Below are 13,731 nucleotides of genomic sequence, written 5' to 3'. Positions count from 1 at the left end.
ACACCTGAACCGGTGTGGATCAAGAGACGCGGGGTATGGCGAGCAGGGGGCAGACCTCGCACCATCCTGCCCGGACAGCCATGATGACTGTCTGGGGAGATGCAGGAAGTGGATAGGGGGCGGGGCATGTGGCCATGCCCCTGGTGGATCAATCCGGCTTGATCGCCATGCGTCCGCTGCCCATGAACATCATGGCCAGGGCTCCAAACAAGAACATGCCTTGCAGCTCCAGCGCCCAGCCGCCACTGTCGGTCAGACTGAACAGTTGGTTCATGTGCACCAGGTAGATGGCCACCAACATATTGCCGGCAATCAACAGGCCGGCGATACGTGTATGCCAACCGACGATCGCCATCAATGGAGCAATGACCTCGCCAAGGAGTACGCCATAAGCCAATACGGTGGGCAGGCCAAGGGAGGCAAGTGTATCGCTGATCCAGGAAAGGCTGTCGGGATTGACCAGCTTCGAGATTCCATGCAACAGGATCAAGATACCCAGCGCCAGGCGCAGGATCAGTTTGCCCAAGGCATCGTTGTTGAGAGCGTTCAGCATGGTAGCGTCCTTATACCGAAGTCATGAAATTGCTGTGTGAAATCGCCGCTGTACCATTTCCCTGGTGGTTAGGCTGCGGCACACTAGCGGCTGGCTGAATCATTTTTTCTTTCAGTAACTATTTTCTCTTTCAGTGATTAAGGAAGATAGCATGACCCTGATACGAGTTCGCCAGCTAGCTGCGTTGGCAGTGATCACGCTATTGTTGGCTGCCTGTTCCAGTCAACCTTCATCTTCCGGGAGCGATGGGAAGGCAGACCATGATGCAGGTGTTCCGGAAACTATTGCCGGAAAACGCTGGAATCTGCTGTTGATAGGTACCGATGAGCGTGTCTCGATGCCGTCGACACCTTATTTCAAAGTGGCAGCGGACGGGAGTGTCAGTGGCAGCGATGGCTGCAATAACCTCACGGGTACTGTCAGCTTTGCCGACAATCAGCGCATTGAATTCAGTGAACTGGCTTCCACGCGAAAAGCCTGTCCGCAGATGGCGGACGCCACCCGAGTGCAGAATATTTTCGGCCAGGCATATCGTTACCTGATCGATCACGATCGCATTGTCTTCTTCGGCCCGAACTCCTTGGTGCTTGGTGGCTTTCGGTTGGCACATTGAGCCGTGGTGATTGAACCGTAGTGTTGGCGGTATTTCATCCTGACCCATGAGTGATAGAGCAGGATGGTGGCGATATACCACCGTCCTGCTTGCCGCGTATCGGCTCTTCAACTAGCTTGTGTTGGGCGGTGAATATTCTTTACGCCCGTAATGAAGCAACCAACAACACAACAAGGTGCTGACACAACAAGGAGAAGTGACATGCTCTGTCAATCGACAAGGACATGCAGGCAGCGCGGACACTCCACTACCCAGATGGGAAGCAGACATCGCCGGCCATGGCATTGGACATGGGCCATGGCTTTGCCACTCGGCATCGCTGTGTCTTCCGCAGCAATGGCCAATGAATATCGGCATGCCGAAGAGCCTATCGGTGATGTCGAAGCGGTCTACAGTGGGCATCTCACGCCGGATATGGCGGTCAATACCTATCGCAATATCGATCGCCTGTTCCCTTCGCGAATCATTGAAGCGGGGGATGATCCTCGACCATTGGTGGAAGCTCCCGTCGCGCTTGAAAATCTGGCTTTCACTGTCGACGACCAGCAGTACGACATCTATGACTATCTGGCGCTGAATAATGTCACCGGGCTTGTGGTGCTCAAGGATGGCGAAGTCGTCTACGAGACCTATCAGCGCGGTAATGGTCCCGATACACGCTGGATGTCGATGTCTGTTGCCAAGTCGATCTCCTCGACCCTGGCCGGCATGGCGATCAAGGATGGCCTGATCAATGGTCTTGATGCGCAGGTGGTGGATTATGTCCCGGCGTTGAAAGGCAGTGCGTACGATGGCGTGAGCCTGCGCAACATTCTGATGATGTCATCAGGGGTCGCCTGGAACGAGACCTATACCGATGTGAACTCGGACCGGCGCGATCTACTACGCGCCCAGATTGCCCAGCAGCCAGGTGGTGCCATGGAGGTCATGTCGAAACTGCCGCGTGCTGCCGACCCGGGTACCGTCAATAATTACAGCACAGGTGAAACACAGATCCTGGCCGAAGTGATTCATGGCGCCATCAAGCGGCCGCTTGCCGAATACCTGTCGGAAAAACTGTGGCAGCCCTATGGCATGGAAAGCGACGCCACCTGGTGGCTGGAATCGCCGGATGGCGTGGAAATTGGTGGCAGTGGTATCAGCGCGACACTGCGTGACTATGCGCGCTTCGGCCAATTCATGCTGGAGGGTGGCGTGGTCGATGGACAAAGCGTGTTGCCGGAAGGCTGGATCGAAGAAGCGACTCGACCGACCCAACTGGTGGGCGGGGAAACCCTCGACTACGGCTACATGTGGTGGACGGGCTGGACCAAACCCTCGGAAGAGGACCATGCCTATTCTGCCGTGGGTATCCAGGGGCAATATGTTTATGTCAACCCGGCCCACAATATCGTGATTGCCCAGAATGCCGCAGAACCCAAGCCGACTGGCAAGGAAGTCATCGATCCCATGGTGTTCTTCGATTCGGTGGTGACATATCTGGACGAGCAATAAACCCGGACTCAGCACTGTTTGCTCATGAAACTGCCCCGCTCTGGCGGGGCAGTTCGTATGTGATGAGGTCGCTGTGTCCGCTCAGCTTTGTCAGGCATTCTTGCGCAGTTCACCAAGGAGCTGCTCAGCGATATCCATGCGTACCTTGCCCCCTTTGACCAGTGCGCTGGCGATGGCGTTTATCTCTTCGCCTTGAGCACCCGCCATCACGGCAATGTTCTTGGCATGCAGGGCCATATGGCCTTTCTGGATGCCGGTAGTGGCCAGCGCCTTCATGGCGGCAAAATTTTGTGCCAATCCTACTGCAGCGATGGTGCGAGCCAGTTGTTCTGCACTGGAAACGCCAAGAATGTTCAGGCTGTATTGGGCTGTAGGGTGGAGGCGTGTGGCGCCGCCGATCAGGCCTACCGGCATGGGTAACTCCAGGCTGCCGCATAGATTGCCATCTGCATCGCATTCCCAGTGGCTCAGAGAGCTGTAGCTGCCATGCCGAGCGGCATAGGCGTGGGCTCCGGCCTCTACGGCGCGGGTATCGTTGCCGGTGGCCAGGACGATGGCACTTACGCCATTCATGATGCCCTTGTTGTGTGTGGCGGCACGGTAGGGGTCGAGGGCGGCGAAGCGATAGGCTGACAGCATGCCGTCGCGCACGTTCTCGCCGCTGAGTCCCTCGACGGCAATGTCATCCAATCGCCAGATGGCACGGGCACGGGCCACACGGCGATCCGCCAGGTTGGAGAGGATACGCAGGCCAGCCTTGCCGCCGCTCCACTCGGCGAGCGATGGTGCCACCGCTTCGGCCATCGAGTTGACCGCATTGGCCCCCATGGCGTCGCGAACATCAACCAACAGATGCACTACCAGCATGTCATCGACCTGGCGCACCTCGACATCCTGCAGCCCTCCGCCATGCTTGAGCAGTACTGGGTCGGTGGCATCGCAGATCTGACGGATCTGCTCGATGGACTCGAGAATCCGTAGACGCGCGAATGCTGGATTGGACACCTGGGTGAGCTGTATCTGCGCAATCATCACCGGCGCTGAGTAGCTGGTGATGAAACCTCCGCTACTACGGCACTGGCGTGCAGCATTGCAGACCGCAGCAATCACCGAGGATTCCTCGGTGACCATCGGGATCAGGCGTTCCTCGTCATCGATCATCATGTTGGTGGCGATGCCGAGAGGCAGGTTGAAAGTGCCGATGACGTTCTCGACCAAGGAATCGGCGATCTGGGCACTCAGGTTGCCGGTGTTGGCGAAGTGCTGGCGCGCCTCTTCGGGGAGTGACACACGCTGATTGACCTGTTCGAAGCGCTCTCCGAGGTTCAAGCGATAGAAGCCGGGGATACGTGAAGATGTTGCGGTCATGAAAGGATTTCCGTAGCCAGGGGTAAAAGGAGATCGAGCAGAATGTGCTATCAGGCAATCAGACCCATCAGCCAGGGGGCGGCGTAAAGGGTCATGAATTGCACGCCATAGTTGACCCCCCAACGATTGAGCACGCCTGACACCAGGGCCAGCACCAGTACACCGAGGATTCCCGCTACCCCGGCATCCATATAGGCCAGCAGCATGACCAGGGCGAAGAAGGTGCCTATGAACGCTTCGTGCGGGATGTGGCGGAACACGAAGGCACAAATAGCGCGGGCATAACGCACGGCGATGGGATAGGTCAGCAACAGAGCAACAGCGGCACCAATGATGCTGGCGATGGTGATATCGCTGAAGCTCATCAAGTGGTGGGCATTGTTTTCCAGCGTCAGCACAGGTGGTGCATTGAAGAAGGCATTACCTGGCCCGATGGCCATCGGGCTCATTGGAATGCCGAGAGCGGCCAGTGGGATCAGTGTGCCGGCAATGTAGGAAGCGTTGGTCACTGCATCCATGGACGAAATGGCGCGGCATGCCTTGGCGACTTTGCCCTTGGCCAGGCTCGACATGACCTCACCAAGAAAGATGGTGATACCGACCGGGCTCATGAAGAAGGTCGCGGAACCAATGGTGGAACTGACCGCTGCTGAAGCGGATTCCTGAGGTGTCAGCACCTTGAACGGATTGGGCCAGCGTTGGCTTTCGGTCTTGTCCTGACGTTGCAGAGTGATGGTCTTCGGCTCGCTGCTCTTGAGTTTGTCGCGCTCACTGCCGACGGTCAGTTGCAGCAGGTTGAGCATCATCGGACCGATGGTGATGCCGAGGAAGAACGAGATGAACACCACCTTGTCTTCGGAAATGATGCCCATGCCCCAGTAAAAATGACGCAATGCCTGGATCAATACCGCCAGCAATAGAATGCTGATCAGGCTGATCAAGCGGGCCTTGCTCATCAGTGCCAGGAAGATAGCGCCGGCAAAGAAGATCTGGCTGGCGTACTGGCCGACGACATCGGCAAGCGGTGTGAGCAGGGCCGCCAGCAACAGGCTGATCGGCAGGGCCACGAGGGTACCGATCACTGATCCGGATGCCATCTTGCGAATCGACAATGTAGCCTGGCCCTCACGCTTGAGGATCATGGCATGTTCGACCATGGGCGCCGACATGACCCCGCCAGGAATGCCGGCGACAGCGACCGGGATCGAGTCGGTGAGCTTCTTGGCCACGATGGCTGCCATGAAGAAGGCCAGCACCACCGGTAGCGGAATCCCGGCCACGATCAATGCCAGAGTAACCGGGGCCAGCACGGCAGTCTCGTCGGTACCGGGGGCGACGCCGATAGCGGTGTAGACGACAGCGGCGATGATCGCCGCAATGATCATCTGCAGGATGAGAGCGGGATCCATGGTCAGACCTCCTTGATGGCATCACCGGGTGACGTTGTATCTATCCTGCTTGATGTCTGTGTGCCCACCCCGCTCGATGGCTCTTCCCCAACCCCGCTCGATGGCTCTTCATCCATCCTGCGCTTGGGGCGGAAAGCAATGGTCGATATGACGAAGCCGAGCAGAGCGCCGCCAAGGCCGAGCATCAATGGTAGTGGTGGTCGTTCAGGGGCGAGGATGTAACCGCCGAGGCATAGCGTGGTAGTGATGATCAAGGACAGCAGCAGGTCACGCAGAGTGACAGTGTCGTCCCATACCTGCAGGTACGATCTGCTGGAGGTGGCGTCTGGCATGATGATTACCTGGTTCTGTTATCGTTATTGAGGAGAAAGGGGCTCCTGTCTACCAGCCGCGCAAGTTGCCAGCGGTGGTATCTCAGTCAAGAGGTCAGCATTACCGCTTATGGTCGCTAGAAAAAGGTACAGTTTGTGTCCAGTTGGCTGGTACTGTTCCAGTATGTGAATGGGTACAGTTGTCGAGCGGGAGAGGAGCGTTTTCGATGTCCAGGGCAGGGAAGGTCGCCGATTCCATCCTCAAGGCCATCGATGAAGGTCGATTGCAGCCGGGGGCCAGAGTGGCGTCGATTCGTGAAGCGGCGCGGCAGTTCGGCGTATCGAAGAACACCATCATCGACGCCTATGACCGACTGACGGCCATGGGTTATCTCGAAGCCAAACGAGGCTCCGGGTTCTTCGTTTCGCGGCCAAAGTCACTCAAGGTGGTGGAGAAGACGGAATACGTCTCGGAGGCGGTCGATACGGTCAGCCTGTTGCGCGAGCAGTTGGAGGGGCGTTTCAGCGTGCGCGCCGGTGATGGCCGCGTGCCCAGCAGCTGGACGGCAGGGCTGGAGCTAGCGCGTCGCTTGCGACAGCGTGGAGGTGTCCATAACGATGAGGTGGAGATCGAGTACGGCCAACCTCAGGGTTATCCGGCGTTGCGCGAGTTGATTGCCCAGACACTGGTCGAACGCTCGGTACATGTCTCGGCCTCTCAATTGCTGATGACCTTTGGCGCTAATCATGCGCTTGATCTGATCATCCGCCATTTCGTTGCCCCTGGCGATAGCGTGCTGGTGGAGTCTCCTGGATATTATCCTCTATTCGGTAAATTGCGCCTGGCACGGGCGAGACTGGTCGGGGTAACTCGGCGTCATGATGGCCCGGATCTGGACCAGTTGGAGGAGCATATACGCCAGCACCGTCCACGGCTGTTCTTTCTGCAGCCCAATGCCCATAACCCGACGGGTACGAGCATGTCGCTTAACAACATGCATCGCCTGGTCAATATCGCCAATCGTCATGGGGTCATACTGGTCGAGGACGATATTTTCGCTGACATCCTGCCTCGTGCTACGCCCCGTCTGGCAGCGTTGGACGGTCTGGAACGAGTGATCTACCTCGGCTCATTTTCCAAGACCATGTCGACGGGGTTGCGTTGTGGCTTTATCGCCGGCAGCGAGTCGCTGATCAAGGTGCTCACCGATATCAAGATGCTTACCGTGGTCAACTCCTCGGCCCTGACCGAAATGCTGGTCCACGACCTGATGCTGCGGGGACGTTATCGCCGCCATCTCAAGCAATTGCGCGAGCGCATCAGCAAGGCCACGGCCACCGCCGTAAAGGAGCTGTTCGCCACCGGCCTGACGGATATTCAAGGTTCCGGCGGAGGGCTCTATCTGTGGGCGAAGCTTCCCCTGGGCATGGAGGCAGTGAGTCTGGCCAAGCGCGCGTCGCAGTACGGTATCTTCATTGCACCGGGCCCGTTGTTTTCTCTGGGCCAGGATGAGGGTAGTGACCGTGCCATGCGAGTGAACATCGCCCATGCTGCCGATCACCGCTTGTTGGAGTTCCTGGCCCGAGAGCTGAAGTACCAAGGCTGATTCGGTGGCAATGCACCCTATGGAGTCCGTTCTTGTTGAAAACACGTACTTGAAAGCACGACCCGCGCAGAGAAGCAGGATACCTGACTGACTCAGCATCAAGCCCCGTTGGCGATGAGCCAAACGGGGCTTGATGGGGAAGGACGGCAGAGCGTCCACGAATTGCCATGCAGGCTTACAGCGCGGAGATTTTCTCCTGCTGCTCTACCAGCAAGCGACGAGCAGCCTGGAACTCTGCCAGCTTGCTGCGCTCTTTCTCGACAACGGCTGCAGGGGCCTTGGCGACAAAGCCTTCATTGGACAACTTTCTCTCGATGCCCTGGATCAGCTTGTCCTGCTTGTCGATTTCCTTGGTCAGGCGAGCCAGTTCGGCATCCTTGTCGATCAGGTCGGCCATCGGTACCAGCACTTCCATCTCACCGACCAGTTGCGTCGCGGACAGCGGTGCTTCTGCTGGGTTGTCCAGCCAGTTGATGGATGACAGCTTGGCCAGCTTGGCCAGGAACAGGCGATTGGCTTCCAGGCGCTGCTGGTCGGCAGCTTCGCCTTTGGTCAACATGACATCCAGCGGCTTGCCGGGGGCGATGTTCATCTCGGCACGGATGTTGCGCACCGCGATGATGACGCCCTTGAGCCACTCGATATCCCGGGTGGCAGACTCGTCGATCTTGCTTTCATCCGCCACCGGCCAAGGCTGGTTCATGATCGAATCGCCTTCTGCGCTGAGCGTGCCCGCCAGAGGCGCGACGCGCTGCCAGATCTCTTCGCTGATGTAAGGCATCATCGGGTGGGCCAGGCGCAGAATGGCCTCCAGCACGCGCACCAGGGTGCGACGAGTGCCGCGCTTGGCTTCAGCGCTGGCGCTGTCGTCCCACAGCACTGGCTTGGAGAGTTCCAGGTACCAGTCGCAGTATTCGTTCCAGATGAAGTCGTAGAGTGCTTGTGAGGCATGATCGAAGCGGAATTCTTCCATTGCCTTGGTGACCTGGACTTCGGTCTGCTGCAGACGAGAGATGATCCAGCGATCAGCCAGTGATAATTCGACCTTGCCACCATCGACTCCGCAGTCTTCACCTTCGGCATTCATCAGCACATAGCGGGAAGCATTCCACAGCTTGTTGCAGAAGTTGCGGTAGCCATCCAGGCGACCCATGTCGAACTTGATGTCACGTCCGGTCGTGGCCTGAGACAGGAAGGTATAGCGCAGGGCGTCGGTACCGTGGGCCTCGATGCCTTCCGGGAACTCGCCGCGTGTCGCTTTCTCGATGGCCTTGGCCTTCTGCGGCTGCATCATGTTGCCGGTGCGCTTCTCGACCAGGGCTTCCAGGTCGATGCCATCGATCAGGTCGATGGGGTCGAGCACATTACCCTTGGACTTGGACATCTTCTGGCCCTGACCATCGCGCACCAGGCCATGCACATAGACCTGCTTGAACGGCACCTGGCCAGTGAACTTCAGGGTCAGCATGATCATCCGTGCGACCCAGAAGAAAATGATATCGAAGCCGGTAACCAACACGCTGGTCGGGTGGAAAGTGGCCAGTTCCGGTGTCTGCTCGGGCCAACCGAGAGTGCCGAAGGTCCACAGGCCGGAGCTGAACCAGGTATCGAGGACGTCTTCGTCCTGACTCAGTTCGAGATCGGCAGCAAGACTGTACTTGGCACGAGCTTCTTCTGCTGTGCGGGCGACGTAGACATTGCCTTCTGCATCGTACCAGGCCGGAATGCGGTGTCCCCACCACAACTGGCGGGAGATGCACCAGTCCTGCAGATCGCGCATCCAGGAGAAGTACATGTTCTCGTAGTTCTTCGGCACGAACTGGATATCGCCGTTCTCCACCGCTTCAATGGCCGGTTTGGCCAGCGTTTCCACGGCCACGAACCATTGGTCAGTGAGCAAGGGCTCGATGACATCGCCGGAGCGGTCGCCGTAGGGCAGGGTGTTGTTGACTGTTTCGGTCTTCTCCAGCAGGCCAGCAGCCTCCATGTCGGCCACGACCGCCTTGCGCGCAGCGAAGCGATCCATGCCGGCATAGGTACTGGGCAGTTGGGTATCGATATCCGCCAGCGGGCGGCCCTGAAGGTCGAAGGCTTCAGCGGCTTCAAGAATATGGGCGTTCTTGGTGAATACGTTGATCAGCGGCAGGCCAGCACGCTTGCCGACTTCATAGTCGTTGAAATCGTGGGCCGGGGTGATCTTCACGCAACCGGAGCCTTTCTCCATATCGGCGTGTTCATCGGCGACGATGGGAATGCGACGACCGACCAGCGGCAACTCGACGAACTTGCCGACCAGGGAGGCGTAGCGTTCGTCTTCTGGGTTCACCGCCACGGCGCTATCGCCGAGCAGGGTTTCCGGGCGGGTGGTAGCGACGACCAGGTAGTCCAGGCCAGCATCAGTCTTGACGCCATTGGCTAGCGGATAGCGGAAGTGCCAGAACTGGCCCTGCTGGTCGCGGTTTTCCACTTCCAGATCGCTGATCGCCGTGTTCAGCGTCGGGTCCCAGTTGACCAGGCGCTTGCCACGGTAGATCAGGCCTTCGTCGTACAGGCGCACGAAGACTTCCTGCACCGCCTTGTAGAAGCCATCGTCCATGGTGAAGCGCTCACGGCTCCAGTCGACGCTGGCGCCCATGCGACGCAACTGGCGGGTGATCTGGCCGCCAGACTCGTTCTTCCACTCCCATACCTTGTCGATGAAGGCATCGCGGCCCAGGTCATGGCGGCTCTTGCCTTCCTCCGCGGCCACCTTGCGCTCGACCAGCATCTGAGTGGCGATACCGGCATGGTCGGTCCCCACTTGCCACAGGGTGTTGCGCCCCTGCATCCGCCGCCAGCGGGTCAGGGTATCCATGATGGTGTCCTGGAAAGCATGTCCCATGTGCAGACTGCCGGTGACGTTGGGCGGCGGGATCATGATGGCGTATGGCTCGCCCTGGCCAGACGGCGCGAAGCGCTGGTCGTTCTCCCAACGCTGGTACCAGCGTGATTCAATCTGCTCGGGTTGGTATGTCTTGTCCATGGATGCTCGCGGTGCTCTGTAAGGTACGAGTCTCGCAGTGCTCAGCAAATGCCCTGCGAGAGAGTCTGGGTCAGCAACTAGAAAAATGGGGCCGATTATACCTCGCAGGCACCATCGGCGTCATGGTGGATCCGAGCTACGAGCTACGAGCTACGAGCTTCGAGCTACGAGCGGGTTGCCCACGGGCTGGAGGTAGGCATGGAGCAAAGACAAGCGGCGATCGTAGGCCCGTGGGCAATGGCGCCTTCAGTCTTCTATCGACTGGAGACCTTCCAGCAAGGCGGCATGGAATTCATCCGGCTGTTGGATATGCGGTGAGTGGCCCAGCTCCGGCCACTCCACCAGGGTGGCGTCAGGAATACGTTCGGCGGCTTGCTCGCCAAGCACATCGTAATGGCCCAGCGTGTCCTGCACTTCTGGCGAGGCCTGCGCCTTGCCGATGGCCGTATTATCTTTCTCGCCGATCAACAGCAGGGTCGGGACCTGAATCTGCTCGAACTCATGGACGACGGGCTGGGTGAATACCATGTCGGATGTCAGTGCCTGGTTCCAGGCAACGATATCGCCATCCTTCCCGGCATACATGCCGGCCAGCATGTCGACCCACTGGTCATAGGCGGGCTTCCAGTCCCCCACATAGTAAGTGGATTGCTGGTAGCTGCGGATGGCCTCCGCTGTTTTCTGTTTTTCGGCAGCAAAAGCATCATCGATGCTTTGGTACGGTACGCCTTTCGCCTTCCAGTCTTCGAGCCCGATAGGATTGACGAGCACCAGTTGCTGGGTCTGTTCCGGGTACATCAGTGCATAGCGGCTGGCCAGCATGCCGCCCATGGAATGGCCCATCACGGTGACATTGTCGATGTCGAGCTGCTGCAGCAACTGATGAGTGTTTTGCGCCAACTGATGAAAGCTGAATTGGTATTGCTGTGGCTTGGACGACTTGCAGAAACCGATCTGGTCCGGGGCAATGACGCGATATCCCGCTTCCGTCAGGCGCTCGATGGAATCCTGCCAGGTGGCGGCGCAGAAGTTCTTGCCGTGCATCAGCACGATGGTCCTGCCATTGGACTGCTCGGGCGCGACATCCAGATAAGCCATTTGCAGATTCTGCTGCTGTGACTGAAAGGTGAAGCGCTGCACCGGATAGGGGTACTCGAAACTTTCCAGTTCCCCGCCATAGACAGGAGCATCATCACTTGATGTGTTCGCGATAGCATTCCCGGCCATGAGGGCGGCTCCTGCCAGGGTGAGACCGCTGATGGTAGAGCCGACAGCGGCTGACCATTTCGAACGATTTCGACAGTGTGTGTCGGGTAGGGCGGTGTACATGCGCAGCTCCTTTTCACGTCAACCTTTCATGTTGGTCTTTGACGTCGGCCTTTCTACGTCACTGTATGCAAGCGGGTGAATGATGCAGCATGGCGTCTTGTGACGGATCGTCATCGGTACCAGTCATCGGTGCAAGTCTCCAGTACAACGATAGCCAGCAAACCAGTTGAACATAGTGCATTTCCCTGCGTATGGTTTCAAACGACAACCTGCCAGGATCTGCCCATGCTCACGAGAAGAACACTGATCAAATGGGGGATGGCCAGTGCTGCATTGGCTACCTTGGGAACAACTGCAACAGCTTCAACAACCATTGCTTCGACAACCGGGATGGCTGCTACATCATCCTCTGCTTCACGCTCGCGCCTGATACTGCTGGGAACGGCAGGAGGACCGACGCCAAAAGCCAACCGTGCGGCTCCGAGCCAGGCCATCGTGGTAGACGGACATACCTATCTCATCGATGCCGGTAACGGCGTGGCCAGGCAGCTGGTCAAGGCGGGCATTGATCTGAATAGCCTGGAATCGGTTTTTCTCACCCATCACCATTCGGATCACAATGCAGATTTAGGCAATGCCATATTCCTTGCGTGGAGCGGGCCTCTGAACCATGTGGTAGACATTTATGCGCCACCGCCTGCCAAGCAGATGATGGAGGACTTTACCAGTCTCAACCGAGTGGATATCGACATCCGGGTCGAGGATGAAGGGCGTGCTCCGTTTTCAGAAATGTATCGCGTCCACGAGCACAGTGAACCCGGGGTGGTGATGGAAGATGAACGTGTCAAGGTAACCAGTGCACTGGTCCAGCACCCTCCAGTAACGCCATCGTTTGCCTTCCGTTTTGACACTCCAGACCGAAGCATCGTCATTTCGGGTGACACAGCTCCCACACCGGCGCTGATCGAACTTGCCAAGGGGGCCGATGTGCTGGTGCACGAGGTCATGCATGTACCGTCCCTGGAGCAGCTCGTCAGCACCGAGCCCCAGGCCGACCGCTTGATGGAACACTTGAAGGCAAGCCATACGTCGGTAGCGCAGGTGGGAAGCATTGCTGAGCAGGCTGGGGTGAAGACCCTGGTGCTGTCGCACTTCGTTCCGGGAGGCTATCCCTTTATCGAAGATGACGTCTGGCGCCAGGCGGCGCAGCAGGGCTTTTCGGGGGAGGTGATCGTGGGCCGGGACTTGATGGAAATCTAGGTTCCCTCGGCTCTGTCTGAAAAGTGTCTACGCTCAACCATACGGCGTTATCGCTGTGCCAGAGCCATTTGGCCCAGCGATATCCGATGCCTATCGCTGCCCATTCAAGTGATGTGGGGTCACGGGATAGCCGCGTTGCTTGTAGGTCTTCCAGCATTCACGTTTGGTGGTGAGCACTTCTTGATGCTGGTTGATGATTTCTGCTACCCGTTCAAAACGCGAGAACCACTCGGGTATCTCCGGGGACAGGTTGAGCATGGCCTGAGGGGGAGGGTCGAGACTGGCCGGGGGACCTTGCCAACCGATAGTGACGGCCACGCCCGGAGCTTCGTCACTGCCTTCCAGTGCATGGGGCACATAGGCATCCGGGCGGAAGTCCCACAAACGGTCATCCAGTTCACGCGCCATGACTTCATCTTCGGCGAACAGGTAAAGCCGATAGCCCTTACGCGCGATGGTCTCGGTCAGGCGGCAGGCAAAGGCCAGGCGTGCCTCGAGAGTGGTGTCGGGAAGTATGTAGAAATCGACTTTTGTCACAGAAAGGCCTGACGATGCGGGAAAATCAATAAGAGCTATAAGCTATAAGCGAAAGAATCTTTACACGGTGCTGTGAAGCGTTTTGACTCACTGGCGTACGGCTTACGGCTTACGGCTTACGGCTTACGGCTTACGGCTTACTGCTTACGGCTTACGGCTTACGGCTTACGGCTTACGGCTTACGGCTAAAGGCTTACGGCTTACTCTTTGGAAACAGGATCGTCATTAAGCCGCCATGGGGTCGTCATGGCGGCTGGACAGTCTAAATGAGCGCAATAAGGAGAACGC

Annotated in this window: 11 protein-coding genes; 4 read left to right on the top strand and 7 right to left on the bottom strand. The window is 58.0% G+C overall.

Annotation, left to right across the window (positions count from 1 at the left end; genetic code table 11):
• Positions 1–148 precede the first annotated feature (148 nt).
• On the bottom strand, positions 149–553 hold the full coding sequence (locus Q1K07_RS12275; RefSeq protein WP_149286366.1) for a DoxX family protein: 405 nt from the start codon (positions 551–553) through the stop codon (positions 149–151).
• A 151-nt stretch (positions 554–704) separates the two neighbouring features.
• Here Q1K07_RS12275 and Q1K07_RS12270 point away from each other — a divergent pair, with 151 nt between their 5' ends.
• Both Q1K07_RS12270 and Q1K07_RS12265 read left to right on the top strand, forming a co-directional pair.
• Positions 705–1,166, top strand: a complete 462-nt coding sequence (locus tag Q1K07_RS12270; protein ID WP_300311210.1) for an META domain-containing protein — start codon at positions 705–707, stop codon at positions 1,164–1,166.
• A 297-nt stretch (positions 1,167–1,463) separates the two neighbouring features.
• Positions 1,464–2,660 carry a serine hydrolase gene (locus tag Q1K07_RS12265; protein ID WP_300311208.1) on the top strand — a complete coding sequence of 399 codons (1,197 nt, stop codon included), beginning with the start codon at positions 1,464–1,466 and terminating at the stop codon, positions 2,658–2,660.
• Positions 2,661–2,750: 90 nt separating this feature from the next.
• On the opposite strand, the gene Q1K07_RS12260 is transcribed toward Q1K07_RS12265, so the two are convergent.
• From Q1K07_RS12260 to Q1K07_RS12250, 3 genes are read right to left on the bottom strand one after another with little or no spacing between them, the layout of a single operon-like run.
• The gene (locus Q1K07_RS12260) at positions 2,751–4,028 is read right to left on the bottom strand and encodes a hydroxymethylglutaryl-CoA reductase, degradative (protein WP_300311206.1); all 1,278 of its coding nucleotides are present in this window, start codon (positions 4,026–4,028) and stop codon (positions 2,751–2,753) included.
• 50 nt (positions 4,029–4,078) lie between these two features.
• A complete protein-coding gene (locus Q1K07_RS12255; RefSeq protein ID WP_300311204.1) occupies positions 4,079–5,437 on the bottom strand; it encodes a tripartite tricarboxylate transporter permease in 1,359 nt (452 codons plus the stop codon).
• A gap of 2 nt (positions 5,438–5,439) precedes the next feature.
• Positions 5,440–5,769, bottom strand: coding sequence for a hypothetical protein (locus tag Q1K07_RS12250; protein WP_300311202.1), 330 nt, complete (start codon positions 5,767–5,769; stop codon positions 5,440–5,442).
• 206 nt (positions 5,770–5,975) lie between these two features.
• Between Q1K07_RS12250 and Q1K07_RS12245 the strand changes: the two genes are divergently transcribed.
• Positions 5,976–7,355: a PLP-dependent aminotransferase family protein gene (locus Q1K07_RS12245; protein WP_300311200.1), complete on the top strand. Its 1,380-nt coding sequence runs from the start codon at positions 5,976–5,978 to the stop codon at positions 7,353–7,355.
• 175 nt (positions 7,356–7,530) lie between these two features.
• Here Q1K07_RS12245 and Q1K07_RS12240 read toward each other — a convergent pair whose 3' ends face one another.
• Positions 7,531–10,377, bottom strand: coding sequence for a valine--tRNA ligase (locus Q1K07_RS12240; RefSeq protein ID WP_300311198.1), 2,847 nt, complete (start codon positions 10,375–10,377; stop codon positions 7,531–7,533).
• Positions 10,378–10,623: 246 nt separating this feature from the next.
• Positions 10,624–11,604 (bottom strand): alpha/beta hydrolase, encoded by a 981-nt coding sequence (locus tag Q1K07_RS12235; RefSeq protein WP_300311196.1) that lies wholly within the window; start codon positions 11,602–11,604, stop codon positions 10,624–10,626.
• Between the two features lie 327 nt (positions 11,605–11,931).
• On the opposite strand from Q1K07_RS12235, the gene Q1K07_RS12230 reads away from it, so the two are divergent.
• Complete coding sequence (locus tag Q1K07_RS12230; RefSeq protein WP_300311194.1) at positions 11,932–12,906, top strand: MBL fold metallo-hydrolase; 975 nt, start codon at positions 11,932–11,934, stop codon at positions 12,904–12,906.
• 90 nt (positions 12,907–12,996) lie between these two features.
• Here Q1K07_RS12230 and Q1K07_RS12225 read toward each other — a convergent pair whose 3' ends face one another.
• On the bottom strand, positions 12,997–13,443 hold the full coding sequence (locus tag Q1K07_RS12225; protein ID WP_300311192.1) for a DNA polymerase III subunit chi: 447 nt from the start codon (positions 13,441–13,443) through the stop codon (positions 12,997–12,999).
• Positions 13,444–13,731: the final 288 nt, after the last annotated feature.

Origin of the sequence: Halomonas sp. (assembly GCF_029263665.1) — a bacterium.
In the GTDB taxonomy this organism is placed as follows: domain Bacteria; phylum Pseudomonadota; class Gammaproteobacteria; order Pseudomonadales; family Halomonadaceae; genus Halomonas.
Note: the sequence above shows the minus strand (reverse complement) of the source record. Positions and strands in the feature narration are given on the sequence as shown.

Bases quoted from the DNA above. Each gene is read 5' to 3' on its own strand.
- Q1K07_RS12275 (WP_149286366.1), bottom strand. From the start codon at position 553: ATGCTGAACGCTCTCAACAACGATGCCTTGGGCAAACTGATCCTGCGC.
- Q1K07_RS12270 (WP_300311210.1), top strand. From the start codon at position 705: ATGACCCTGATACGAGTTCGCCAGCTAGCTGCGTTGGCAGTGATCACG.
- Q1K07_RS12265 (WP_300311208.1), top strand. From the start codon at position 1,464: ATGGCTTTGCCACTCGGCATCGCTGTGTCTTCCGCAGCAATGGCCAAT.
- Q1K07_RS12260 (WP_300311206.1), bottom strand. From the start codon at position 4,028: ATGACCGCAACATCTTCACGTATCCCCGGCTTCTATCGCTTGAACCTC.
- Q1K07_RS12255 (WP_300311204.1), bottom strand. From the start codon at position 5,437: ATGGATCCCGCTCTCATCCTGCAGATGATCATTGCGGCGATCATCGCC.
- Q1K07_RS12250 (WP_300311202.1), bottom strand. From the start codon at position 5,769: ATGCCAGACGCCACCTCCAGCAGATCGTACCTGCAGGTATGGGACGAC.
- Q1K07_RS12245 (WP_300311200.1), top strand. From the start codon at position 5,976: ATGTCCAGGGCAGGGAAGGTCGCCGATTCCATCCTCAAGGCCATCGAT.
- Q1K07_RS12240 (WP_300311198.1), bottom strand. From the start codon at position 10,377: ATGGACAAGACATACCAACCCGAGCAGATTGAATCACGCTGGTACCAG.
- Q1K07_RS12235 (WP_300311196.1), bottom strand. From the start codon at position 11,604: ATGGCCGGGAATGCTATCGCGAACACATCAAGTGATGATGCTCCTGTC.
- Q1K07_RS12230 (WP_300311194.1), top strand. From the start codon at position 11,932: ATGCTCACGAGAAGAACACTGATCAAATGGGGGATGGCCAGTGCTGCA.